Source organism: Micromonospora sp. NPDC005413 (assembly GCF_040606435.1).
In the GTDB taxonomy this organism is placed as follows: domain Bacteria; phylum Actinomycetota; class Actinomycetes; order Mycobacteriales; family Micromonosporaceae; genus Micromonospora.
Genome location: NZ_JBEXEV010000001.1, coordinates 335,102 through 360,205, shown reverse-complemented (window position 1 = coordinate 360,205; position 25,104 = coordinate 335,102). Strand labels below are relative to the sequence as shown.

The following is a 25,104-nucleotide window of genomic DNA, read 5'->3' as shown; positions in this document are numbered from 1 at the left end:
GGGTTCACTTCGGCGTCGGAACGCGTAGCCGCTTACCGATCACGGGCCAGCGCGCGAGGAGGTGCTTGAGCTCCTCGCCGACGGCGAACTCGCCGGGCGAGAAGCGCTTCTTCATGAACAGGGTGAGGCCCTCGTACGTGAGGTCGCCGACGGCTTTGGGTGCCTTCTTGCGGGCCCAGCGCAGGGTCCGACCGATTTCGAGGAAGCTGGCGTCGGTCCACTGGTTGTTCGGGTCAGCCAGCCCCCACGCGGGCGGCACGAAGTCCGCCTCACGCAGCAGCCGGAGCAGCTCCGCCGCCGTCGCCCCGGACTCCGCCCGGCCCTCCTGCACCGCGCGGGTCATGTCGTTGACCTGTTGCAGCAGGGTCATCACCGCCCCGTACGGCGCGTCCTGCGGGATCACCCGACCGCGCCACCACGGCCGCTCCAGCGGGGCCAGCACCGCCGGGTCACGGGTGTCCAGGTACCGGGCGTACGCCCGGTTCACCTCGAAGGTGGCGATGAACTGCCCCAGCGACCAGATGCGGAACCAGGCGTCCCACAGCCGCCAGTCGCCGAAGGACGTGTAGGCGTTGGCGACCAGGTCGTCGTTGAAGTCCAGCAGACCCTGCTCGAACTCCTGCATGTACTCGAACCGCTCGACCGAGAAGTCGTCGTCAGCGATCGCGGCCAGCAGGCGGTGCACCAGCGCGTGCATCGTCTCCAGGGAGTTCGACAGCCCTCGGGAGAACAGTGGGTCCACGAACCCGGCCGCGTGCGAGGTGAGGCACCATCGGTAGCCGACCGTCTGCCGCGACGAATATTGCAGCCGGCCGGTGCGTGTCCAGTCGCGCACCGCCCGAGCCTCGGCGAACTGCGGGGCGATGTCCGGGAACCGTGCGACGAACCGGCGGAACTCCTCCTCCGGGGAGCAGTCCGGCACCGGGTGCACCCGCGGGTCGAGCTGCAGGCCGACACTGCACAGGTCGTTGGTGCCCCGTAGGTGGTTGTCGAACGGGATGACCCACATCCAGCCGCCGGGGAACAGGTGGTGCAGCGTGCCGTCGTGCCACGGACTGGGGTGCCCGTAGCGGGACTTGGGGGCCAGCTCGTCGTACGGCCGGATTCCGACCATGTGGGTGAACAGCGACCGCGACTGGTGTCGGAACCGGGACGGTTCCTCCCGCAGGCCGAACTGCTCGGCCAGGACCGAGCGGAAGCCGCTGGCGTCCACCACGAACTTGGCCCGGAAGTGCCCGCCGGTGTGGGCGAGCGTCACCCCGTCGTCATCCACCTCCACACCGGTGATCCGCACCTGCTGGCGGACCGTGGTGCCGTACTTCGCCGCGACCGTGAGCATCCAGTTGTCGATGTCCTGGCGGTAGAAGTGGCTCTCGGTGTGGGTGACCTTCGGGATCGGGAACATGTGCGTCTCGCGCGGATCCTGGCGCTCCCCCGGCCGGTGGTAGACGAACCCGAAGTTGCGCTTGACGCCCGAGGTTGTGTTGATCTTCGACTGGACGCCCTCGAAGGTGGACAGCCACTTGATCTCGGGAACCCCGTACCGCTCGCTGACCAGCCGCATCATCATCGACGTGGCCGGGATGGTCGACTCGCCGATGGCAAACCGGGGATGGGTGGCGCCGTCGACGATCAGCACCTTCGCACCGTTGCGGGCCAGGCACGCGGCCATCATCGTGCCGGACAGGCCGGACCCGATGATCGCCACGTCGTACTCCGGCGTGCTCCGCGGATGATCAGTCATGTCGTTCGAGCTCCTTTATCGGCCGCTGTGGGGCGGGCAGGTAGCCGGTCCGCACCATCCAGCGCAGGTAGGTGTCGAGCAGGTCGTCGTCCAACGGCGGGCATCGGACGTCGGTGCCGCGCAGCTGTTCCTCGGTGTTGCCGACGGCGTAGTGGACGGCCTCCTCGCCACCGACCACGAACTCCTCCACCACCGGCATGACGGGGTGCAGCTCGTTGGTGCCGACGGCATAGGACGCCTTGAGCGCCTGCCACCACTCCTCCACCGGCACCACCTCGACCCCGAAGCCGTGCCGGCGCAGCGCGCCCACCACGTCCGCGAACAGCACCTTGTACGGGCTCACCAGGTGGTACGTGCCGCCGAGGGCCGGGCCGTGCCGGGAGATGTGCACCAGCGCGCTCGCCACGTAGTCGACCGGCGTCATCTCCACCTTGATGTCGATGTCCGGAGCCATCCCCAGCTGCACGCAGCCCTTCATCACCCGCGTGGTGAAGTGGGTGGTCAGGCTGGCGCCGGTGCGGGAGTCGCCGAGCACCCGGCCGGGCCGGTAGACATCGACCAGAACTCCCCGTACGCGGGCCAGCTCGACCAGCCGCTCCGCCGCCCACTTGGTCTGCACGTAGCCGGTCACCAGCCGGCCGGCCGTGGCGATGTCATCGTCCTCACCGACCACATCGCGGCCGGAGACCGGAAGGCCCCAGATGCCGTACGTCGAGACGTGGTGGACCGCGGTCGGCCGGCCGCGCGCGGCCAGCCGCAGGATCTCCACCGTGCCCGCGATGTTGTCCGGCCGGAGCTGGTGGTAGTTGTAGCCGAAGTGCACCCGGGCGCCGCAGTGGTAGATCCCGTCCAGTTGCTCGGCGAGTTCGTCGTACCGGTCTGCGGACAGGCCCAGCTGGGGTCGTGCCAGGTCGCCGGGCAGCACCGTGATCCGGTCGGCTGCACTGGCCGGCCGGGGAAGGTAGCGCTCCATGTTGTCCAGCACCCGCCGCAGCCCGACCGCCTCGTCGGCACACCGCACCAGGCACGACACGTGGGCCGTCGTTGTCTCGAGCAGCGTGTGCAGCAGATAGCCGCCGACGAAGCCGGTGGCGCCGGTCAGCAGGACGTGCCGGGGGTCGCGTACCCGGGCCGGTGCCTCGCCGATCACCCGGACGTCCGGCGGGAGGGTGACGTCGCCCGCGATCCACGCCGGGTCGCTGGCCCGGTCACCCGCCGGATCGTCGCCGGCCTGCTCGTCGATGGGCTCGCCAGTGGTGTCGGCGGCCGGGTCGCCGAGCCGGTCGGCCAGCAGCCCGGCGAACAGGTCGGCCCACTGCGCCGGGGTGGCCAGCGTGAGCAGGTCGCCGGCCCGCACGGTGAGGCCGAGGTCGCGCCGGCAGCGCCGGACCGCGTCCATGACCATCAGTGAGTCCATGCCGCTGGCCAGCACGTCGCTCTCCTCGTCGAGGGCGCCCGAACCGGCACCCAGGACGTCCGTCGCCAGCTCGACCGCGTACTCGCCGAGCGTCGCGCGCACCCGGAGCGGGTCGCGCTCGGAGCGCAGGCCGGCCAACAGGGGCGCCGCTCCGGAATCGTCCGTCGCCGGTTCGTCGGCGGTGATCCCACGCAGCATCGGCCGCTCCGTGCGGGCCTGCATGACCGGCTTGAACACCGACCAGTCCACCGCGCACACCACCCGCTGCGGGGCGTCACCAGCTGTCAGCGCACTGAGCAGCCGAATGCTCTGTTCGGCCGGCAGCGGCCGCAGCCCGGTGGCCCGTAGGAACGCCATGACCTCATCGCCGAACAGCGCGGAGGGCAGGTCCCACGGGCCCCACGCGACGGACAGGGCCGGCAGGCCGGCCGCGTTGCGGTGCCCGGCCAGCGCGTCGAGGAACGCGTTGCCGGCCGCATAGCTGGCCAGGTGCTGCGAGCCCCAGGTCGCGGCGATCGACGAGAAGCCGACGAAGAAGTCCAGCTCCGTGCCACGGGTGAACCGGTGCAGCAGCGAGCCGCCGATCACCTTGGGCCGCCACACCCGCCGGTACGCCGCGCCGGTGGCCTCGCGGGCGAACTCGGGCTCGGACACCCCGGCGGCGTGGACGACCCCGCGCAGCGGCAGAGGAGCGGCATCCAACGAGGCGAACACGGCGGTCATCGCCGCCTCGTCGACCACGTCTGCGGCGACCACGTCGACCACGGCGCCCAGCCGCTCCAGTCGCCGCACCGCGGACACCCGCCGCGCCGCCTCCCCGGTCGCGTCGGCCCAGCCGTCCCGCTCCGGCAGCGGCGTGCGGGCGAGCAGCACCAGACGGCCGGCGCCGGCGCGGGCCAGCCACTCCGCGACGGCCAGACCGATCCCACCGAACCCACCGGTGATCAGGTACGTGGCCTCGCCGTGGACCGGCGGCCGACGGCGCAGCGCCTCGGGCGGCAGCGGTGCGGGCACCAGGCGCAGCGCGTACCGACGGTCCGCGCGCAGCGCCTGCTGGTCCTCGTAGCCGTCCTCTCCGCCGGGCGGCCCGTCCCCGGGCAGCCCGCCCGTGGTCAGCCCACCCGTGGTCAGCGCGGCGAGCAGCCGGTGCTCCTCGCCGGGCGGGCGGTCCGGGTCCAGATCGATCGCGCCGCCCCACCGGTCGGGGTGCTCCAGTGCCAGCACCCGGCCCAGGCCCCACAACGTGCCGGCGACCGGAATGGCGGCGTCCGGGCTGCCAGCGGCGCGGTTGGTGGCGTCGGTCGCCGGTTCCGTCGGCACTCGCATCGCCGCGCGGGTGACCAGGGTGAGCCGGGCGTCGGCGCACTCCGGGCGGCCGAGCAGCTCACGGAGAAGGGCAAGGGTCATCAGGTCGGCGCGCCCGGCGTACTCCTCCAAGCTCCAGGCGTCACAGTGCTCGGACGCGGGGGCGTCGAGCCCGGTCATGACCACCGCGAGCCAGGGCCGGCCGGGGCCGGTGGACCAGGCGGTCACCAGGTCCCGTACGCCGTCGGAGTCGGGCCGGCAGTCCGGCCCCTCCCCCACCACCGGCGCCGCCGCCACGGTCACCACGGCGCCTTGCCGCCGCAGCAGCGCGGCCAGCCGGGTCACCAGCGCGGCGTCCTGGCCTGCCGGGTCGGCCACCAGCAGGTAGCTCCGCCCGGCCAGGTCGGCCGAGGGCTGCGGGGACGGCCCGGTCAGTGGCACCCAGGTCTGGTCGTAGAGCAGGTCGGCCGGGTCCTCCCAGGGCGCAGGGGACGGCACTGGTGCCACGATCACGTCCTGCGCGTATCCGATCTGGACGCCCGATCCGTCGAGCAGGTCGACAGAGCCGGTCACCGCATCGCCGACCGCCCGCACGGACCCGGCGCGGACCCGCACCGCTCGTACACCGCCCGGTGGCACGGTGCCACTGCCGGTCGCGACGCCACCCACGGGCGCTCCGCCAAGCGCGCCGCAGCCGGCCACCACCGACCCGGACGCCGGATCCGGCGGCCCCGCCGCGCCCGCCACCGCGACGCGCGCGGCCTCGAGCACCTCGTGCCAGCCCGCGCCGTCCGGCACGGAAACCTCCGTCATGGACGCCGCGGTCGCGGCATCGACGCCGAGGTACGGGCGGTCCGCCGGCCACCGGCGGCGGAGCAGGCCGCTGGCGTGGCGAATCCACGGGGCCGCCAGCGCCTCCCTTTCCGCCGTGGCCCCGGCCAGCTCCCAGGCGGCCGAGCCGTCGTCCCGCGCCGTGACGGTGAGCCGCAGCTGGCCCCGGTCGCCGGTCGGCACGGAGACGTGGCCGGCCAGACCCTCGGCGCAACGCCACACGCCACCCAGGCAGTCCGCGGCGGCGCGGGCGGCCAGGTCCAGCACCGCGCCCAGACTGGGCGGCTCGCCGGGGAGCGCCTCGGGCGTCACCTCGTACGCCGGCACTGGCCCCGGCAGGCGGAGGCCGACGCCCGGGACCTCGCCGCTCACGACGGCGGCCCTGGTCTCCGCGCCGACGTCCGGCGTCGCCGCGGACACCGGCGCGGATGGCGCAACGGCCGCCCGCCCGACCTCGCGGAACCAGTAGTGCGCGCCGCGCCACGGTGTCGTCGGCAGCGGTACCGCGCGTACGTCCTCGCCCTCGTGGAAGGCCCGCCAGTCCGGCCGGGAACCCCGCAGGCTTACGGCGCCGACCGCGCCGAGCACATCACGCAGGTCCGCACCGCCCCGCCGCAGGGTCGGCACGAACGCGCAGTCCGGCTCGCCCGCGAGGGAACGCGTGGCCAGGGTCGTCAGCACCGGCGCGGGCCCGAACTCCACGAAGGTGCGTACGCCCGCGTCGTGCAACGCGCGCACCCCGTCGCGGAAGCGGACCGCGCCGGCCGCGTGCCGCAGCCAGTAGTCGGGGCCGACCTCGTCGTCGCCCCACAGCCTGCCCGTGACGTTGGACGCCAGCGGGATGCGCGGCGGCCGGAAGGACAGCCCGGCCAGCACCGCCCGGAACGGCTCCAGCATGGGCCGGATCAGCGGCGAGTGGAACGCGTGCGACACGGCCAGCCGCCGGGTGCGCACGCCGTCGGCGGCCAGCCGTTCCAGGACGGCGTCCAGGTGCGCGGTGGTACCCGAGATGGTGACGTCGGCCGGCCCGTTGACCGCGGCGACGGCGACCGTGTCCGCGTACCCGTCGATCGCCGTGACGGCGACCTCCTCGGCGCAGCTCGCGGCGGCCATCGCGCCGCCCGGCGGCAGCTCGGCCATCAGTCGCGACCGCGCGGCCACCAGCGTCGCGGCGGCGGGCAGGTCCAGCACTCCGGCGACGCAGGCGGCGACCAGCTCGCCGACGCTGTGGCCGGCCACGGCGGACGGCCGCATGCCCCAGGAGAGCCACATCTGGGCCAGCGCGTACTCCACCGCGAACAGCGCCGGCTGCGTGTACCGGGTGTCGTCGAGCGGCGTCGGGCCGTCGGCCCACAGCACGTCCGCCACCGGACGGGGCAACTCGGGGTCGAAGAGGGCGGCGGCTTCCTCGAACGCGGCGCGGAAGGCAGTATTCCCGAGCAACCCGCGGGCCATGCCCGGGTACTGGGCGCCCTGGCCGGTGAACAGCCAGGCGACCTTGCGCTCGCGACGGCGGGGCAGCGCGGCGACGGTCAGCCCGCGCGGGTGGCGCCCCTGGGCGTACGCCGACAGCACGTCCGCGAGTTCCTCGGTGTCCGCCGCGGTGGCCGCGAGGCCGTGGGTCTGGACGGCGCGGCCGACGTGTGTGGTGTAGCAGGCATCACCGAGAGACGGCACCTGGGGACCACGCAGCCACCGCGCGTGCCGGTCGGCCAGCTCGCGCAGCGCCTCCTCGGTACGCGCGGAGGCCAGGAACAGCCCGTACGGCCGGTGCGGGCCGGTGCGGGCGTCGCCGGCCGGCGGCGCGGCGACCACGACGTGCGCGTTGGTTCCGCTGGCTCCGAAGCTGCTCACTCCGCCGGTGGGCGGGTGGCCCCGGTCCGGCCACGGCGTGCACGCGACGGGCACCCGCACGTGCAGACCGGACCAGTCCAGGTTCGGGTTCGGCTCGGTCAGGTGCAGGTGCGGTGGGATCTCCCCGTGCGACATCGCCAGGACGACCTTGAACAGGCCGGCAATGCCGGCGGCCGGCTCCAGGTGCCCGATGTTCGTCTTGACCGAGCCCACCAGCAGCGGGTCGTCTGGCCGGCGGTGCCGGCCGATGACGGCTTCCAGTGAGCGCAGCTCGATGGGGTCGCCGAGGGAGGTGCCCGTTCCGTGCGCCTCGACGTAGTCCACGCCGTCCGGCCCGACGCCGGCCTGGGCCATGGCCGCGCCGATGACGTCCTGCTGCGCGACGGGATTCGGCACGGTGAGGCCGCTGGAGCGACCGTCGTGGTTGACCGCCGAGCCGCGGATGACGGCGATGATCGGGTCGTTGTCAGCCTGCGCGGCGGCCAGTCGCTTGAGCACCACGACGCCGGCGCCCTCCCCGCGGGCGTACCCGTCGGCCGACGCGTCGAAGGTCTTGCACCGCCCGTCGGCGGACAGACCGCGGAACTTGCTCATCATCACGAAGCCGTACGGGGACAGCAGCAGGTTCACTCCGCCCGCCAGCGCCAGATCGCACTCCCGCAGCCGCAGCGCCTGGCAGGCCTCGTGCAGGGCGACCAGCGAGGACGAGCAGGAGGTATCAACGACCTTGCTCGGCCCTCGCAGCCCGAGCAGGTACGAGATGCGACCGGCCAGGAAGCTGGGCTCGCCGGTGAGCTGGTAGAAATCCACGTCGTTGATGTCGCCGACAGCCTGCCGGCCGCGTACGTAGTCGGTAGTGCTCAGTCCGAAGTAGACGCCGGTGCGCGAGCCGTCGAGCCGGTCGGGGGCGTAGCCGGCCCGCTCCAGCCCTTCCCAGCAGATCTCCAGCGCGATGCGGTGCTGCGGGTCCATTCCCAGCGCCTCGCGCGGGGAGATGCCGAACGCCTCCGGCTCGAACCGGTCGACCTGGTCGAGGAAGGCGCCCCGAATCGTGTACGCCTTGCCCGGCTCCTCCGGGTCCGGGTGGTGGTAGGCCCGGGCGTCGGCGCGCTCCGGCGGGAACTCCGAGGTCGTGTCCACCCCGTTGCGCAGTAGCGTCCAGAACTCCTCTGGCGACTGCGCGCCGCCGGGAAACCGGCAGGCCATCCCGACGATGGCGATCGGCTCGTCCAGCCACGCGTCGCGGCTGCCTGCCAGACGGCCGCGCAGATCCTCGATGGTGCGCAGCGCCTCGGCCATCAGCCGTCGGTTGTCCGGGGTACGCGGAGTCTGCGTCGACATCTCAGCTCCCCTCCGCGAGCGCGGCCGACAACCGCGCGATCAGCTCGTCCTCGGGCATCGCCGCCAGGTCGTCGACGGCCCCGTCAAGCACGCCCGGAGCCGTGGCGGTCGGCGGACCACCGGCCGGAGCCGCCGTCGGGTCGAGCAGCGTCAGCAAGTGATCGGTGAGCGCCGCCGCGTTGGGGAACTCGAAGGTGAGCGTCGCCGGCAGAGCGACCCCCAGCGCTCGCTCGAGCCAGCCGCGCAGGCTCAGCGACATCACCGAATCCATGCCGAGATCGAAGAAGCCCTGGTGGGCCATGACATCCACCCCGGACGCCTCGCCCAGCACCTCGGCCACCGCGTCGAGCACCGTTTCCAGCAGGTGCTCGGTCCGCTGCTCAGCCGGCAGAGCCAGCACGACGGCGGCCAGCGGCGCGACCGGCGGCCCGGCATCCCCCGCGCGGCCGCCGGTCGCCGGGGATCCGGTGCCGACCTCGGCCAGGAACGCGCGGTAGGCCCGCTCCCGGCACACCCGCGCGTACCGTGGACCGTCGACATCCGCGACCGTGACCTGGGTCAGGCCCGCCCGGAGCGCGACCTCGAAGGCCTCGCCAACGTCCGCCCCGGCCAGCGGCCGCAGGCCGCTGTCGACCATCACCATCCGGTCCCGGCGGGACAGCTCGGCGGGGTCGTCGCCGGGCATGAACCGGACGACCTGGACGGGCCGGCCGGCGCGCTCCCGGGCGGCCGTCACCGCGTCGACCGCGCCCTCGGCCGCAGCCCGCGCGGCCATTCCGGTGGCACCCCAGACCGCGGCCGCCGCCCCGGTCACGCAGAACAGCGGCGGCGCGAGTCCGCGGGTCGCCAGGTCCAGCCGGTGTACGAGGTCGGCCCAGCGCATGGCCGCCGACACCGAGGCCGCGTCGACAGTGTCGAGCGGGGCGGCCGGCACGGGCAAGCCGATCAGCAGCACGCCGCCGAGCGGGGCGCCCAGCGCGTCCGGCGCCAGTTCGGCCGCGAGGTCCGCCGCCGTGAGGTCCGCCGCCGTGAGGTCCGCCGCCGTGAGATTGATTCGTCGTACCGCCACGCCGGCCGCCGCCAGCTCGTCGAGCCGGGCATCGTGGGAGGGCACGGCGTCGGGCGGCGCGGTCTCCCCGACGATCAGCCGGCGCAGGCCACGGCGCACGAGCACGTCGACGAACGGCCGGCTGGCGGGGTGCAGCGCATCGGTCACCAGATACCAGGCGCCCGGGTCGCAGTCGACCTCGGGCGGCGCGGCGGGCAGCGGGTCCGCCGGGGACAGCCGGGGGGCGTACCAGGCGCCGTCGCGCAGACACAGCTCGTCCTCGGCCGGCTCGGTGCCGGTGGCGCGCGGCGCCGTCAGGGCCCCGGCCAGTGCGGCCGCGTCGCTGGCGGCCCAGCCGGGCTCGGTGCCTGTCTGGCCCGGCTCGCCGCCCGCCCGGCGCGGGTCGGAGCCGAGTGATTGCGGGTCGATGTCGACCAGACCGCCCCATCCGGGCGCCGCCTCCATCGCGAGCACCCGCCCGGCCGCCCACACCGCCGCCTGTGTCGGGTCGACCTCGCCGGAACCGGTCGGCTGGTGCGCCCCGGCGGTGACGACGCGCAGCCGCCCGGGCGGCACGTCGGGCCCGGTGCCCAGCCGACGGGCCGCCCGCAACACACGCGCGGCCAGGACGTCGGCCGGCACGCTACCGGGTGCCGCGGCCGCAACCAGCACGATCCCGTGATCCGGCGGAACCTCGCCCCAGGGCGCGTCTGCCTCCGGTACGCCGTCGGCCGGCGTGCCCCCGACCGGGTCGTCGTCGCGGTCTGAGCCGACGGACGATGGCCGCCAGGTCACCTCGGCGCCACCGAGCCGCAGCCCGTCGGCCACCCGGCGGCCCGCCTCGACGGCCGCGCCCGTGAGCGGGACGACGAGCCACCTCCCGACCGGGTCTCCGGCGGGCGGAGAAACGCGGCACCACCGGACGGTGAACATCCGCGCCGCACAGCGGTCCCGGACGTCGTCGGGCAGGACCGCGCCGACGGGATCGTCGGATGCCCTCTCGACCGGCTCGCGCGCGACGGCCGAGACCGCGGTGACAGCCGGAGCGGTCGTGGCGGCCGGAGCAGCGGTCGCGGCCGACGTCCGTTCCACGGCCGACGGTGCCCCGGCGGGTGCCGACCGCATCGCCTGGTCCGGCGCGTCCGCCCAGTGCCGGCGCCGCTGCCACGGGTAGCGCGGGAGCACTGCCCGGTACGGGCGGCGGCCGAACAGCGTCTCCCAGTGGATGCCGACGCCGCGCACGTGCAGCCCGGCGATGACGTCCAGGAATCCCTCGGGGCGGCGCAGGTCCGCGCTGACGGCCGCGAGGCCCGGCTGCCGCCCTGCGGCGACGGCCTCGGCGTCCGGCCCAGCGTCGACCGCGAGCAGCACGCGCTCCCCCACCGCCGCGAGTGACGCGGTCAGCGCGTCCCAGTGGGACGCCGGTGCCCGCGCCATCAGCAGGTGCGGACCGGACACCGGCCCGCCCACCGAGGCCAGCCACAGCACGGACGCCGCCGACCTGTCCGCGGGCGTCGCCACGGTGACCGTCACGCCGTCGAGCGCCGCGCGGACCGCCTGCGCCCGGTCCAGCACACCAGCCGCGCACGCCGCCGCCAACTCACCGACGCCGCGGCCGGCAACCGCGTCGGGCCGCAACCCGTACGCCTCCCAGACGGCGGCGAGGGCCAGCTGGACCGCCAGCACGGCGGCCGGCTCGCCCCGCTCCGCGCCGCCGGCGGCCAGCGCCGCGCGCGCCACACCGCCGTCGTCGAGCCCGTCCAGCGTGCCCCGGAATGCCGGCTCGTCCCGCTCCAGGGCACGCCAATCCACGGCCACTCGGTCGCCGTACACCATGATCAGGCGCGCCGCGTCGCCCGAGGCCACGCCGTGGTGCGCGCCGGGGCGGCCGGACAGCCCCGCGGCGAGATCGGCGGCCCCGTGGCCGACCACCGCCAGCCGGTGCTCCAGGTGAGCGCGACGGGCCGCCGCGGCGTAGCAGATGTCGCCGACGTCGGCGTCGGCCGGGGCGGACAGCGCCCGGGCGAAGCCGTCCCGCGCGGCGGCCAGGGCGGCGTCCCCGGCGGCCGACAGAACCAGTAGGTGAGCACGGCCGGAGGTGATCGCGCCGGCTCTCGACGCCGGACCGGCACCCGGCATCGGGCGCTCGGCACCGCTTCCCGGCGACGCCGTCGGGGCGGGTGGCCCGCTGAGGACCACGTGGGCGTTGGTTCCGGTGAACCCGAACGCGCTCACCCCGGCGACCCGGGATCGTCCGCCGGTGGCCGGCCACGGCGTCGTCGACGTGGTGATCCGGACCGGCAGCCGCGCCCAGTCCACCTGGCTCGTGGGGTGGGAAACGTGCAGGTGCGCGGGCAGCTCACCGTGCCGCAGCGCCAGCGCAGTCTTGATCAGCCCGGCGATGCCGGCGGCCGCCTCCAGGTGGCCGATGTTCGTCTTGACGGACCCGACCAGCAGCGGCCGGTCCGGCTGGCGCCCGCCGCCGAGCGCGCGCGCGATCGCGCGTACCTCCACGGCGTCGCCAAGCACCGTGCCGGTACCGTGCGCTTCCAGGTAGTCCACGTCTGACCCGGCGACGCCGGCCACGGTGAGCGCCGTGCGGATCAGCTCCTCCTGTGCGTCGCCGCCGGGCACGGTCAGGCCGCCGCTGGCGCCGTTGTGGTTGACCGCGCTGCCGCGTATCACCGCGTAGACCCGGTCGCCGTCGCGCTGCGCCTGCGCGAGCGGCTTGAGCACCACCACGCCGGCGCCCTCACCGCGCCCGTAACCGTCGGCGCCGGCGTCAAAGGTCTTGCAGCGACCGTCGGGCGACAGCGCGCCTGCGGCCGACATGGCCAGGTGGACGGTGGGCCCGACCATCACGTTGACGCCGCCGACGAGCGCGACATCGGCCTCCCCCGCGCGCAGGCTCTGCACGGCCAGGTGCACCGCGACCAGCGAGGATGAGCACGCCGTGTCGATCGCCAGGCTCGGGCCGCGCACGTCCAGGAAGTACGACAGTCGGCCGGCCGTTCCGCTGAAGGAGTTGCCCGTGCCGTAGTAGAGGTCGACGTCCCGGGCGCGCCGGGTGAGCAGTTGCTGGTAGTCGGTGGTGTTCATGCCGACGAATACACCGACGCGGGCGGCGCGTCGGTGCTCCAGCGTGATCCCCGCGTCCTCAAGCGCTTCCCAGGCCACCTCCAGGAAGAGGCGCTGCTGCGGGTCCATGGCGCGGGCCTCGCGGGCCGAGATCCGGAAGAACGCGTTGTCGAACAGGTCGATCCGGTCCAGGAAGCCGCCGCGGCGGGTGACCACCGTGCCGGGTGACCCGGGCCCGGCACCGAGCAGCGCCCCGGCGTCCCACCGGTCCGCCGGCACGTCGCCAGTGGCGTCAACGCCGTCGCACAGCAGCCGCCAGAACTGCTCGGGGCCGTCGGCCTGTGGCAGGCGGCAGCCGATGCCCACGATGGCCACCGGCTCGGCCGGCCCACGCGCGACAGACGCGACCGGACCAGACGTCCCGGCCGCGACCGGGGCAGGCGTCCCCGACGCGGCGGGACCAACGAGCGCCCCTGCGGCCGGCGCGACGACCGCATCGCGGGTCGGCGGTGGCTCAGCCGGGAGCCGTGGCTCAGCCGGGAGCGCCTCGGTGAGGAGATAGTCGGTGAGGGCGTCGATGGTCGGGTGCTCGATGCCGACGGCGGCGCCGAGGACCACCCCCAGCTCGCGTTCGAGCCGGCCGACGAGAGCGACCAGGGCGAGCGAATCCATGCCCAGCTCGAAGAACCCGCGCCCGCGTGCCAGGCGCCGGCCGGGCTCGTATCCCAGAGCCTCGGCGGCCGCGTCATTGACCAGGGCGGCGATCCGCTCCCGCTCCGACGGCGCGCCAGCGCGGGGGCGTGCCCCATTGGTGGCCTCACGGCCGCCGCTGCCGACACCGCCACCAGCGTCGCCGCTGTTCGCACCCGAACGGATGGCATCCGTGACGGCGCCGCTCCCGTCGCCTGCGGCTTGGCTCGGCCGGCCACCGTTGCCGTTGTGCGCGGCGGCCGCCGGCACACCGACCCCGGCCAGCGTTTGGACGACGGTGCCGTCCGGCGCGATGAGGCGCACCTCGGCCCGCAGCTCGCCGAGCGCCAGGCCGGCGAGCCCTCGGGCACCGTGCCCGGGGTCGGCGGGCCCCTGGGAGCCCACCCGCACCGCATCCGGTGACGCCTGGGCGACGGACGCCCCGTTCTGGACCGGCGGGCTTGGTAGCCAGTACCTTTCGCCGGCCAGCCGCACCGGCGGCAGCGGCACGTACCGCCGGCCCTCGCCGTGTACGGCCGCCCAATCCACCGCGACACCAGCCGAGTACGCCTCGGCGAGGGCTCGCGTCATGGTCTCCGCCGCCGGCCGGCCCCGGACCAGGCTGCCGATCGCCGCGCCGGGACGGGCGCGGGCCGCGAGTGCCGCCGTCAGTGGCCCGGTCAGCACCGGGTGCGGACCCAGCTCCAGGAAAACCGCCGGCCGCCGGGCCAGCAGCCGGTCGACCGCCGGCCAGAACAGCACGGGTTCGCGCACGTTGCGACCCCAGTAGGCCGGGCCAGGCAACGGCCCGTCGGCGGTGGGGTCCACGCTGGACAGCATCGGCACCCGCGACGCGGCCGGTGTCAGCCCGTCGAGTTGGCGCTCCAGCTCGTCTCCGTACACCGAAACCGCCGGGCTGTGGAACGCGTAGTCACCGGTCAGCGGCACGCACCGCACCCCGGCGGCGTTCAGCTCGGCGAGCAGCCGGTCCAGGGCGGCCCCCGGGCCGGCGACCACGACCGAGCGCGGCCCGTTGACCGCGGCGATCACGACCTCGCTGGCGTACCGTTCGGCGGCTGCGGTGACCTCGTCGGCGGACAGAGCAACGGCAGCCATCCGCCCGCTGCCGGCGGCCGGCTGCAGCAGCTCGCCACGCAGCACGATGACCCGCAGCGCGTCCTCCAGCGGCAGCGCGCCGGCGACGCAGGCCGCGGCGACCTCGCCCATGCTGTGGCCGACGACCGAATCCGGCGGGACACCCCACCGCGCCCAGAGCCGGGAGAGTCCGACCTGGAGCGCAAAGATCGCCGGCTGGGCGAACCGGGTGTCGGACAGCCGGCTGCCGGTGCGGCGGCCCAGCGCCTCCAGCAGCGACCAACGGGCGATCCGCCGCATCAGCGCATCGCATTCGTCAAGCGTGGCGCGCATGGTCGGGTCGGCCCGGTAGAGGTCGAGACCCATACCCGGGTATTGCGAGCCTTGGCCGGAGAACACGTGCACCACGTACGCCGGCCCGTCGTGGAGCAGCTCGCCGCCGATCGCCGTGGGGGACGCTTCCCCGTCCTGGTGCCTGGCCAACGTGCCGCGCAGGTCGGCGGCTGTCGCGCCGGTCACCGCGAGCCGGTGCGTGTGGTGGCTGCGCCGGGCGCCGGTGCTGAACAGCAGGTCGCCGAGCTGGTCGGGCTCTGCCACTGAAGGGTCGTCGAGCAGCTCCGCGTGCCGCGCGACCTGGTCCGCCAGGGCCGATTCGGTGGGGCCGGACAGCACCAGAACAGGCCACTGGACGGGTGCCGGTGCCGGGGCCGGGCGGTCCTGGTCGGGCGCGGCGAGCACCACGTGGACGTTGCTGCCGGACAGGCCGAACGCACTGACGCCGGTCAGGCGTTGGGGAGCATGGGGCAGCGCCGTAGGGGTGGTGGGGACGGCCAGGCCGGAGCCGGACCAGCCGAACCGGGGCGTCGGCTGGGCGAGCTTGATCTGCGGCGGCACCATGCCGGTGCGCGCGACCAGAAGGCCCTTGAGCAGCCCGAGGATGCCGGCGGCGGAGTCGAGGTGGCCGAAGTTGGCCTTGTGCGAGCCGATGAGCAGCGGGCGCTCCGGTGGACGCTCCGGGCCGAAGACCGCCGCCAGCGCGCTGAGCTCGATCGGGTCGCCCAGGGGCGTGCCGGTGCTGTGGGCCTCGACGTAGCCGACCTCCGCGGGTGCCACGCCGGCATCTCGGAGTGCGTTACGCAGCAACTGCTGCTGGGCGACGGCGTTGGGCGCGGTCAGGCCGGCGCTGCGACCGTCGTGGTTCGTCGCGCTTCCCTTGATCACACCCCAGATCTGGTCGCCGTCGGCGACCGCGTCCTCGTACCGCTTGAGGACGACCACAGCGCCGCCCTCGCCGCGCACCACCCCGTCGGCGGCTGCGTCGAACGGTCGGCAGAGCCCCTGCGGCGACAGCGCCTGAATCCGTCGCATATAGAGGGTGAGCTCCGGCCCGACCATCAGGTTCACCCCGCCGGCCAGCGCGGTGTCGCAGTCGCCGGCCGCCAGGGCGCGGGCGGCGAGGTGCACCGCCAACAGCGAGGACGCGCAGGCGGCGGTCAGGGTCATGCACGGCCCGGTCAGGCCGAACGTGTACGACACCCGCCCGGAGCCGAAGCTGAACTCCTTGCCGCTGGCGTAGTGCGCGCCAACGTGGTCGACGCCGAGGGTGCGGGCGTGCAGGACCGCGTAGTCCATCGCCAGAATGCCGAAGTAGACCCCGGTGTTGCTGCCGGCCCAGGTCGCCAGCGGCACGCCGCTGTGCTCCATGGCACGCCAGGCGAGCGTCAGGAGGAGGCGCTGTTGCGGGTCCATCTCGCGCGCCTCGTGCGGCGAGACGCCGAAGAACTCGGCGTCGAACAGGTCGATGTCGGGCAGGAACCCACCGACGCCGACCGTGTCCAGCGAGGCGGCGCCGGGCCGCCCGGCCGGCACCCGGCCGGTGACGTCGCGCCCCTCTTCCAGAACGCGCCAGAGCGAGTCGAGGTCGTTCACGTCACCGGGGAACCGGCAACCGACGCCCACCACGGCGATGTCGGTCCCGCCTGCCCTGGAGGCCGAGCGACGGTCACGGCGCATCCCCACGGCACCCCCCACGCACATCCGTTTGGCGAGCTACAACGGCGATTCCCCGCCTGGTGACTTCCCTGTACGTTGAAGTACAACGGACGAGGAGCGAGATGTCAATGCTGATAGATCACGTCTCGATTGGCGACAGTGCCCTGGATAACGGGCTGGCCGGGCTGCCGTCGCTGACCGTGTTCGGCTTTCCGGCCGCCGGCGGGTCGGCGTCGCATTTCACCAGGTGGAGGCGATGGCTTCCGGTCGGAGTGACGGTCCAGCCGGTGGACCTGCCCGGGCACGGCACCCGCCGACAGGAGCCGGCGATCGACGACTGGCCCCAGCTGGTGGCCGCGGCGTGCGAGGCGTTGCGCGGCCGCGTGTCTGGTCCGTACGCGCTGGCCGGGCACAGCTTCGGCGCCCTGCTGGCGTACGAGGTGGCGGCGACACTGCCACGCACCGGCCCGGGCCCGGCGCTGCTGATCGTCGCGGGGCGCAACGGACCTGCCGCCGGTCTCGCGCACCGCCCCCTGCACGCGCTGGACGACGACCGGCTCATCGAGTCGCTGCGGCGCCTCGGCGGCACCCCGGCCGAGGTCCTCGCCGAACCGGCGCTGATGCGACTCGCCCTGCCCGTGCTGCGCACCGACCTGCGGCTGGCGGAGACCTACGCCCGCCCACCCCGGCCGGCGTTGCCGTGCCCGATCGCTGCCGTGGTGGGCCGCCACGACCGGATGGCCGACGCGGCGGGCACGTTGACCTGGCAGCAGGAGACGGTCGACCGCTTCGACCTGACCGTTGTCGATGGCGGACACTTCCTCCTCGACCATCCGCAGGTCATCGCGGCGGTGACGGCGCGAATGACCGAACTGCTCCGGCCGGACGGTCGACCCGAGGCCCGTACCACCAGCGGTTGACCCGCCCGGACACCACCACCGCCAGCGCCGCGAGCGCTATCCCGGCCAGCAGGTCGACGGCGTAGTGCTTGCGCAGGTACAGCGTGGACAACAGCAGCCCCAGGCCGAGCGGCAGATACCACCAGAACCACCGACGAGCGTCGCGCCACAGGTACACCATCAGCACCACCGTCATGGCGGTGTGCAGGCTTGGAAAGAGATCCCGCGCCGGGCCCTGCACCGCGGTGATGGCGTCCAGCGCACCGCCGATCGACCCCTCTTGGCCAGGGAGCGGGTCGGCGTACGTGTCGGTCTGGTAGATGTGCGGACCAACCCCCGGCACCAGCACGTAGCCGGAATAGCCGACGACAGCGGTGATGGATATCGCGAGCGCGAAGTCGTGATACTCCCTCACCCGGCCCCGCAGATGCGTCGTCAGGGCGTACACCCCCTGGGACACGCCGTAGCTCAGGTAGCAGATCACCATGAACAGCGTCAGTGCGGGCGAGCCGAGGGTGTCGTTGACCCAACGGCTGACGTCACCGCCGAAGACGGCCCGGTCGATCTCGATCAACGCGGGATCGACAAGCGGAAGATCGAGCCGCGGGGTGATGGCCCGTAGGCTCGTGTAGATCACTACGCAGGCCAGGAACGGCACCCCCGTCCTGGCCACCCCGCCAACGAACCTGGCCAGCCCCGCCGGGCCGCCCGACCTCGCCGGCCTGTCGAGCGCCGCCGACCCCAACGGCGATGTACGCCGACGGCGCGACAGCGCGAACACGGCCACGAGCCCAACGACCAGCACGGCCAACGTGCCGGCCAACGCCCACGAGAACGCGCCGGTGACCACGGCGAGCCCGGCGACGAGCGTAAGGGCCACCGCGAACAGGCACTCCTCTGGCCACAGCAACGGGTCGCGCCGGCCGTCGCCCCGGTCCCGTGCAACCGCCACGGGCCGGGGCGTGCCGATCGTCATGCCGTCTCGCCCGGAGCGGGTAAGGACTGCCACAGAACCGGGCAGAACTGCGGGTCGCTGTAGTCGGGCAGACCCGCCTCGTCACGGCGTACCAGGGAATCGTGGTTGTAGACGACGAGGTCACCGTCCGAGCGGTGGAACTGCCGGTACTGGTTGTCGCCGTCCTGTAGGTGCAACGAGATGGCACGCCGGGGACGCGGGCTGCGGTTGGCCCCGCTGCCGTGGTACGTGCGGCAGTGGTGGAAGCTCATGTGCCCCTTGGGGATGTGCATAGGGATCTTGTCCACCTGCGCGCCGTTGTACTCCGCGTTGCGGACGAGCAGATCCTCCAGCTCGGAACGATTGCGCTCGGCGAAGTGCCTCGTCGTCTTGTCGTCCCCGCCGATCTCCTTCCAGGCATGGCTGCCGTCGACCATCGTGATGGTGCCCATCTCCTCGGTGCACTCGTGCATCGGGATGAAGGCGGTGAGCATTCGCTCAGAGGTGCAGGTCTGCCAGTAGTGGCGGTCGAAGTGCCAGGGCACGATGTTGCTCGGCTCGCCGGGGCTCGGCGGCTTGAGGATCAGCGTGCTCTGGAACACCCGGATCTCGGCCGCTTCCGCCAGCCGGGCCGCGACCGCGCCGATGATCGGCTTGCGCAGGATGGCGGCGATCTCGTCGCTCTCGTAGTGCACGTAGTCGTTGTGCCGCTGCACGTCGCCGTGTGCCGGCTCCCAGTAGGCCAGCTTCGCCGGCCGGCTGGACAGCCGCCGGTCGCGGTGACCCGCGTAGAACCGTTCGCTGGCCTCGACGAGCGTGTCCACTTCGTCGTCGGTGAGGAGCTTTTGGCTCAGGTACCAGCCCCGCTCCGCGTACGACCGCACATCTTCGTCGGTGGGCAGCGCGGCCCGCTCCGCGTCGGTCAGCGTGAATTCCGTGGTTGTCATCGCGCTCCTCTCATCGTTGATCCGTTGTGGTGACCGCCTCCGCCGCGTCCGCCTCCCGGGCCCGCGCCGTGGACGGCGGGCCGAACATCAGGCTGACGTTGTGTCCGCCGAACGCGAAGGAGTTGGACAGGGCCGCGCGGGGCCGAGCCGGGCGCGCGTGACCCCGCACGTGGTCGAGGTCGCAGGCTGGGTCCGGCTCGTCGAGGTTGTGGGTCGGCGGCAGCAGCCCGTAGGTCATCGTGAGGGCGGTGGCCGCCGCCTCCACGGCTCCGGCACCACCCAGCAGGTGGCCGGTCACGCCCTTGGTGGAGCTGACTGCGGGGGCGTGCGCACCGAATGCGGTGTGGACGGCCCGGGTCTCGGCAACGTCGCCCCGCTTGGTGCTCGTGCCATGGGCGTTGATGTAACCGACGTCGGTAGCCTCGACGCCGGCGTCGGCGACCGCCCGGCGCATGCTCTGCGCGGCGCCTGCGCCGTCCGCCCGCGGCGACGTGGGGTGGAAGGCGTCGGTGGTAGCTCCCCACCCGATGATGTCGGCATAGCCGGCCACCCCCCGCGCGTCTGCGTGTCCGGCGCGCTCGACGACCATGATCCCGGCACCCTCGCCGAGCACGAAACCGTTGCGGCGCCGGTCGAACGGGCGGCTCGCCTGCGTCGGGTCGGACCAGCCGGTGGCCAGCGCCCGGGCATTGGCGAAACCGGCGGTGCCGGTCGGCCCGAGTGGTGACTCGGCACCGCCGCACACGACCACGTCCGCGTCGCCGGCCCGGATGAGCCGCAGCGCCTCCGCCACCGCGTGGGCGCCGGCCGCGCAGGCAGTGGCGATGCAGGAGCTGTAGCCCTGAATGCCGTACCTGATGGCGATGCGGGCGGCCGCCATGTTGGGTAGGAAGCCTGGGTAGAGGTACGCGCTCACGGCGGTGCGGCCGCGCGCCTCCCGGGCCTTCGCCTGCGCCTCATAGGTGGTGAGGCCGCCCGCTCCGCTGGAGACGACCACGGCGACCCGCAGCGGGTCGACATCGCGGCCGACCTCCAGCGCGGCGTCGCGCATCGCGTCGTCGGCGGCGGCCAACGCCATGATCAGGAATCGGTCGGCGCCCAGCACCTCGTTGGCCCGCAGCACGGTGGTGGGGTCGATGTCCGGGGCGATCCCGACCGCCTCCGTGGCACCGGCCGCGCCGTGCCCGTCGGGTGGGCGCACCAGCCCGGAGCGTCCGGTGCAGATCGCCGCGAAGAAGTCCGCCACGCCACGCCCGACGGGCGTCACCAGCCCGATGCCGGTGATGGTGGCCGAGACTCTGGTCGATCCGGTCATGTCAACCGCCCTGTCCGCCGCCGGTCGGCGGCCTGGTCGTCTGGTGGTCCGGCCTGAGCAGCACGGCGGTAGCGCCGGAGGGCTTGGCCGGGTCGACGCCGTGCTCGACGATGATCACCAGCGCCTCGGCCGCATCCCCATCGGCGAACAGGCCCTCGGCCACGGCCCGGCCTTCGCCGAGTGGATCGCCGGCCGGGCTGAGGCACACGACCGGTCCGGTCAACGCCCATTCGGTGGCAACGTGGCCGAGGACCGAATTCGGCACGGATTGAAAGAAGTACATCGGCGACACCCGGCGGCCCCCGTCCACCTCCGCGACGACGGCCGCCGCCGTCGCTTGGTCGGCGTACACGCTGACCAGCACGACAGCGGTCGGCCCGGCGGGCCCGGCGCCGGTGCGCCGACGCAGGCAGCGGCCGGCGACGGCCGCGACGAGCGGGGCGAACGGCGAGGCGACGAAGCCGCGGATCGGGGGTGGCAGGCCGGCGTCGCCGGGCTCGGGCCACGCCGCGCGGGCCAGCTCGCGAAGCGCGCCGCGGGCGGTGTCGAGGCCGGTCACGCCGCACCCAGCACCAGCGCGGTGTTCGCACCGCCGAAGGCGAGGTTGCAGCTCAGGGCGTACCGGCCCACCATCGGGCTGGGCTCGCGGACCACCCGTACCGGACATTGCGGATCCGCCGCCTGGAAGCCGGCGTTGACCGGCAACCGGGCGGCGTCGAGGGCCAGCGCGGTGACCGCGAACTCCAGCAGGCCGGACGCCTCCAGGGCGTGCCCGTGAACGGACTTGGTCGAGCTCACCGCCACCGACTCCGCCGCGGCGCCGAGGCCGACGCGCAGCGCGCTGCTCTCGGCGGCGTCGGCGCGCGTCGTGCCGGTGCCATTGGCGTTGACGTACGCCAGCTCGGCCGGCGTCACCCCGGCCCGGGCCAGGCCGGCCCGGATGGCCGACGCCAACCCGGCGCCACCCGGGTCGGGCTGGCAGACGTGGTACGCGTCGCCGGCCCGGGCCCAGCCGGCCAGCCGGGACCGCACCCGATCGCCCCTGCCCCGGGCGCCGGCCGCCGACTCCAGCACCACGGCGACGATCCCGTCGCCCAGCAGCATCCCCCGCCGGCCGTTGCTGAACGGCCGCACGGCGCCGTCGTCGGCCAGCGCCCGGCCGGCGTCGAACAGGGCCTGGTGGTCGGCGTCGACGAGGAAGCCCCCGGCGACCACGGCGCGTTCGCAGAGACCCCGGGCAATCATCGAGGCGGCCTCGGCCAGCGCGGTGCTGCCCGCCACGCACGCCGACGTGTAGACCCGCGCGACGCCAGAAAGCCCGCACCGTCGGGCCACGGCGGCCGCCAGCTCGGCCGGCCCGTTGCCCGGCCCGCCGGAACGGACCACCGTGGTGCCCGTGCCGGTGGCGAAGAACAACGGGCACTCCGCACGGCGGTGCGCCAACCCGGCGTCGTCGCAGGCGTCCGCCACCACGGCAACCACTTCGGCGGTCAGGCCGCCCGCGTCGGCCAGCGTCGCGGCCGCTCGCACCCGGCTGCGGCCCGGGTCGAAGCGGCGCACCTCGCTGAACGCGGGCGCCCCGGCCAACACCGCCGCCAGCAGCGGCGCGGGGCCGCGGCCGTGGGCCGACAGCAGGCCCAGCCCGGTGACCAGAACAGGTGAACGGGTCACTCCGGCTCCGCCGCCGTCAGGGAAAGGCGGTCGAGGAACTCCGCGGCACCGGACACCGTGGACATGGCTGCCAGCTCGTCGTCGCCCAGGTCCAGGTCGAGGCCGTAGCGCCGCTCTATCTCGTACACCAGCCGGGCGAGCTCCAGCGAGTCGATGCGCTCGCGCGAGGCGTCGACTGTCCGGTAGCCCACGTCGGCGAGGATCGACAGGATCTCGTCGCGGCGATCGCTGCCGCCCACCGTCACTCCGCCGCCGATGCAGCCGGCGCGGCGGGTGCGCTTCGCGCCGGCTCCGCACGCCCGGCCACCTCGGCGGCGAACCGATCGAGCGTCAGGTCGGCCAGCTTCTCCAACTCCTCATCGGTGAACTTGACGCCGAACGTGTCCTCCATGCGGACGGCGAGTTCGGCGACGGCCAGCGACTCCAGGTCGAGCCCGGCAGGGCCGAGCACGGTGTTCCCGGTGACGTCGTCAACGTCGTAGTTCATCTGGGCCAGCGCATCGATGATGGACTGGCGAACCTCATCTGACATTGCTTGACTCCTCCCATGGAATGGGTCGTGGTGCGGATTGCGAAGATCACCGACGACCCCAGGGGTCGGGCGTCGGAATATCTGGTCAGCACCGCCGCCGACCTGCTCGGCGTGCCGGCCGGCGAGGTCGGCGTGGCACGGGACCAGGCCGGCCGGCCGAGGCTCACCGGCGCGGCGCGAGGGCTGCACGCGAGCATCAGCCACGGACGCGGCGTGGTCGCGGTGGCCGTGTCTGCGGTCACGGCGGTCGGCGTGGACATCGAGCGCGAACGCGCGCTGCCCGGTGAGGCGCTGGCCCGGCGCTGGATGACGGCGGCCGACGCCGACTGGCTGACCGACCGGCCGGCACCGCTGCACACCAGCGCGTTCCTGTGGCTGTGGACGCAGAAGGAGGCCATCGGCAAGGCACGCGGCACCGGCCTGCGCGGCGGCGGTCTACGGCAGCCGCTGGTGCTGCCGCCCGTCTGGCCGGACCCGCTGGGGTCGCTGCCGTTACGCCCCGTGCCCGGCAGCCCGGCCGGTGTGGCCTGCGGTGTCCTTCCCGGCCGCCTGGTGCTGGCGGTGGCCGGGCAGGACAGGCCGCTCCAACACGACGCTACCGATGGCATCCGGCTGGTCACCGACCCAAGGGAGGCGACCGCGCCATGACGGCCGGGGCCTGTCGGCAGCCGCACCGCACGCGCTCCGCGTCGGGGCATCATGACGGCGTCGGCTCGGCCGAGGCGCGGCGCAGCACCGCCACGTCGCGCACCACCTTGCCGCTGGACGTACGCGGCAGGCGCTCCAGGAGCTGCCACCGCAGCGGTCGCTTGTACGGGGCCAGCACGTCCTCCAGCGCGGCGTCGAGCTCCGGCCCGGTCCACGGCTTCTCCACAGCCGTGTAAGCCTCGATGGCACCGCCGTCGAACGTCACCACCACCTCGGTGACGCCGGGCAGGTCGAGGATGGCTTGTTCGACCTCGGTCAGGTCGACCTTGAGGCCCCCGATGGAGACCTGCGAGTCGAGGCGGCCGCGGATCGTGACCAGGCCCGTCTCGGGGTCGAGCGAGGCTGCGTCACGGGTGCGCAGCCAGCCGTCGGACCAGCGGCTCTCGTCGACGAGCCCCACGTACGGTGTGACGGGCCGGCGGATCTGAAGCTCACCGTCGACGACCCGTACGTCGATCCCGGGCGCCGGCCGCACCCCGGGCCGGTGCACGCCGAACAGGTCGGTGGCGATGACGCCGACCTCGGTCATCCCGTACATGTTGGCCAACACCGTTTCGTAGCAGGCCGCGAAACGCTCAGGGACCCCGGGCCGGACCAGCTCGCCCGCCGTGGTCATCCGCACGAACTGCGGCAGCGGCTTGTCGGGGCGGCCGGCCATCAGCATCTCGAGGTGGACCGGCACGCCGATCACTGTGGTCGGCGTGGATTCCGCCGTGATTGCGCCCAGCACCCCGCCCACGGTCATCCGCTCGGGCACCGTGAGCCTGACGCGGGCGTGCAGCGCGTAGAGCAGGCCGCCGACCAGGCCGAGCACGTGCGCCATCGACGCGAGCAGCACGAGCCGCTCGCCGGGCCGGGGCACGCCGTCAATGCGCGTGTAGCGCTCGATCTCGGCGGCGAGATCGTCGACGGTACGGCCGATGACCTTGGACGGACCGGTGGACCCGGAGCTTAGCTGGATGAGCGCGTGCGGTGTCGACGCCGGCCGCCCGGTCGGGCGCGCGATGACCGTCTCGTCGACGGTGACGAAGCCGCGCAGCGGTGCGACCACGGCCGCGGCGGGTTGCACGAGGAACTGCGCGCCGACGCGGTCGAGCGCCCGCTCAACCTCGCCACGCGACAGTCGGTGGTCCAGCAGCGTCACCTGGGCGCCGATCCGCCAGGCAGCGAGCAGGTTGGCCACGTACGCCAGCGAGGGCGGTAGTCGCAGCGCTATCGCGCCGCCCGGGCGCAGCCCGGCATCGGTGAGCCGGGCCTGCCGGGAGGTCACCTCGGCGCGCAGCTGCGCCCTGGTGAGCGGTGCGCCGAGGACGAGGCAGGTCTCGCTGCCCGGCCCGGCAAGCAGGACGTCGTCGACCCAACCCGTGCCGTGCGCGGGCCAACCGTGCCTTCCGGCGACCAGCGGCGAATCTATAGTGGACACGTGGCCTCCACGCTGCTCGAACGGCGGGCCGGCTCGACTCGACGGATATGCTCGCGTCGGACGAAAGAGGTTTCCTCATCTGATGACATCCTGGTCTGGTGAATTATATCGGCGCTGCCCCTACCGTCAAGCACCCGGCAGGCATCATGCGGAGACGGTGGCTGCGCAGAGCTGCGCCCGCGCCAAGAGCGCGGTCACGAACATCCCTCGCTAGACCGGCTGACAGGGAGGGAACAAGCAGCGCGAGACGAGGTACTCC

Annotated in this window: 13 protein-coding genes; 2 read left to right on the top strand and 11 right to left on the bottom strand. The window is 73.9% G+C overall.

Annotated features, from left to right (window positions below; all coding sequences use genetic code 11):
- Positions 1-4: 4 nt before the first annotated feature.
- The 3 genes from ABZS37_RS01350 to ABZS37_RS01340 are packed head-to-tail and all read right to left on the bottom strand — an operon-like array spanning position 5 to position 16,416.
- Positions 5-1,744, bottom strand: a complete 1,740-nt coding sequence (locus tag ABZS37_RS01350; protein WP_355164804.1) for an NAD(P)/FAD-dependent oxidoreductase — start codon at positions 1,742-1,744, stop codon at positions 5-7.
- The gene (locus ABZS37_RS01345) at positions 1,737-8,492 is read right to left on the bottom strand and encodes a thioester reductase domain-containing protein (protein WP_355164803.1); all 6,756 of its coding nucleotides are present in this window, start codon (positions 8,490-8,492) and stop codon (positions 1,737-1,739) included. The genes ABZS37_RS01350 and ABZS37_RS01345 overlap by 8 nt, the downstream gene beginning before the upstream one ends.
- A 1-nt stretch (position 8,493) precedes the next feature.
- Entirely contained in the window at positions 8,494-16,416 is a 7,923-nt protein-coding gene (locus tag ABZS37_RS01340) for a beta-ketoacyl synthase N-terminal-like domain-containing protein (protein WP_355164802.1), read from the bottom strand.
- Positions 16,417-16,517: 101 nt separating this feature from the next.
- On the opposite strand from ABZS37_RS01340, the gene ABZS37_RS01335 reads away from it, so the two are divergent.
- Positions 16,518-17,315: an alpha/beta fold hydrolase gene (locus ABZS37_RS01335; protein ID WP_355164801.1), complete on the top strand. Its 798-nt coding sequence runs from the start codon at positions 16,518-16,520 to the stop codon at positions 17,313-17,315.
- On the opposite strand, the gene ABZS37_RS01330 is transcribed toward ABZS37_RS01335, so the two are convergent.
- The 7 genes from ABZS37_RS01330 to ABZS37_RS01300 are packed head-to-tail and all read right to left on the bottom strand — an operon-like array spanning position 17,236 to position 22,714.
- Positions 17,236-18,270 carry a phosphatase PAP2 family protein gene (locus ABZS37_RS01330; protein ID WP_355164800.1) on the bottom strand — a complete coding sequence of 345 codons (1,035 nt, stop codon included), beginning with the start codon at positions 18,268-18,270 and terminating at the stop codon, positions 17,236-17,238. The two genes, ABZS37_RS01335 and ABZS37_RS01330, sit on opposite strands and share 80 nt — an antisense overlap.
- The gene (locus ABZS37_RS01325) at positions 18,267-19,196 is read right to left on the bottom strand and encodes a phytanoyl-CoA dioxygenase family protein (protein WP_355164799.1); all 930 of its coding nucleotides are present in this window, start codon (positions 19,194-19,196) and stop codon (positions 18,267-18,269) included. Before ABZS37_RS01325 ends, ABZS37_RS01330 begins: the two co-directional genes overlap by 4 nt.
- A 10-nt stretch (positions 19,197-19,206) precedes the next feature.
- Entirely contained in the window at positions 19,207-20,511 is a 1,305-nt protein-coding gene (locus tag ABZS37_RS01320; RefSeq protein WP_355164798.1) for a beta-ketoacyl-[acyl-carrier-protein] synthase family protein, read from the bottom strand.
- Position 20,512: 1 nt separating this feature from the next.
- The gene (locus ABZS37_RS01315) at positions 20,513-21,070 is read right to left on the bottom strand and encodes a beta-ketoacyl synthase chain length factor (RefSeq protein WP_355164797.1); all 558 of its coding nucleotides are present in this window, start codon (positions 21,068-21,070) and stop codon (positions 20,513-20,515) included.
- Positions 21,067-22,182: a beta-ketoacyl synthase N-terminal-like domain-containing protein gene (locus ABZS37_RS01310; RefSeq protein WP_355164796.1), complete on the bottom strand. Its 1,116-nt coding sequence runs from the start codon at positions 22,180-22,182 to the stop codon at positions 21,067-21,069. Before ABZS37_RS01310 ends, ABZS37_RS01315 begins: the two co-directional genes overlap by 4 nt.
- Positions 22,179-22,421, bottom strand: a complete 243-nt coding sequence (locus tag ABZS37_RS01305) for a hypothetical protein (protein ID WP_355164795.1) — start codon at positions 22,419-22,421, stop codon at positions 22,179-22,181. The genes ABZS37_RS01310 and ABZS37_RS01305 overlap by 4 nt, the downstream gene beginning before the upstream one ends.
- Before the next feature lie 2 nt (positions 22,422-22,423).
- The gene (locus ABZS37_RS01300) at positions 22,424-22,714 is read right to left on the bottom strand and encodes an acyl carrier protein (protein WP_355164794.1); all 291 of its coding nucleotides are present in this window, start codon (positions 22,712-22,714) and stop codon (positions 22,424-22,426) included.
- Between the two features lie 15 nt (positions 22,715-22,729).
- On the opposite strand from ABZS37_RS01300, the gene ABZS37_RS01295 reads away from it, so the two are divergent.
- Positions 22,730-23,362: a 4'-phosphopantetheinyl transferase superfamily protein gene (locus ABZS37_RS01295; RefSeq protein WP_355164793.1), complete on the top strand. Its 633-nt coding sequence runs from the start codon at positions 22,730-22,732 to the stop codon at positions 23,360-23,362.
- 49 nt (positions 23,363-23,411) lie between these two features.
- On the opposite strand, the gene ABZS37_RS01290 is transcribed toward ABZS37_RS01295, so the two are convergent.
- Positions 23,412-24,836: a class I adenylate-forming enzyme family protein gene (locus ABZS37_RS01290; protein ID WP_355165080.1), complete on the bottom strand. Its 1,425-nt coding sequence runs from the start codon at positions 24,834-24,836 to the stop codon at positions 23,412-23,414.
- Positions 24,837-25,104 lie beyond the last annotated feature (268 nt).

Coding starts and splice junctions, on each gene's coding strand:
- ABZS37_RS01350 (WP_355164804.1), bottom strand. CDS start 1,744: ATGACTGATCATCCGCGGAGCACGCCGGAGTACGACGTGGCGATCATC.
- ABZS37_RS01345 (WP_355164803.1), bottom strand. CDS start 8,492: ATGTCGACGCAGACTCCGCGTACCCCGGACAACCGACGGCTGATGGCC.
- ABZS37_RS01340 (WP_355164802.1), bottom strand. CDS start 16,416: ATGCGCCGTGACCGTCGCTCGGCCTCCAGGGCAGGCGGGACCGACATC.
- ABZS37_RS01335 (WP_355164801.1), top strand. CDS start 16,518: ATGTCAATGCTGATAGATCACGTCTCGATTGGCGACAGTGCCCTGGAT.
- ABZS37_RS01330 (WP_355164800.1), bottom strand. CDS start 18,270: ATGACGATCGGCACGCCCCGGCCCGTGGCGGTTGCACGGGACCGGGGC.
- ABZS37_RS01325 (WP_355164799.1), bottom strand. CDS start 19,196: ATGACAACCACGGAATTCACGCTGACCGACGCGGAGCGGGCCGCGCTG.
- ABZS37_RS01320 (WP_355164798.1), bottom strand. CDS start 20,511: ATGACCGGATCGACCAGAGTCTCGGCCACCATCACCGGCATCGGGCTG.
- ABZS37_RS01300 (WP_355164794.1), bottom strand. CDS start 22,714: ATGTCAGATGAGGTTCGCCAGTCCATCATCGATGCGCTGGCCCAGATG.
- ABZS37_RS01295 (WP_355164793.1), top strand. CDS start 22,730: ATGGAATGGGTCGTGGTGCGGATTGCGAAGATCACCGACGACCCCAGG.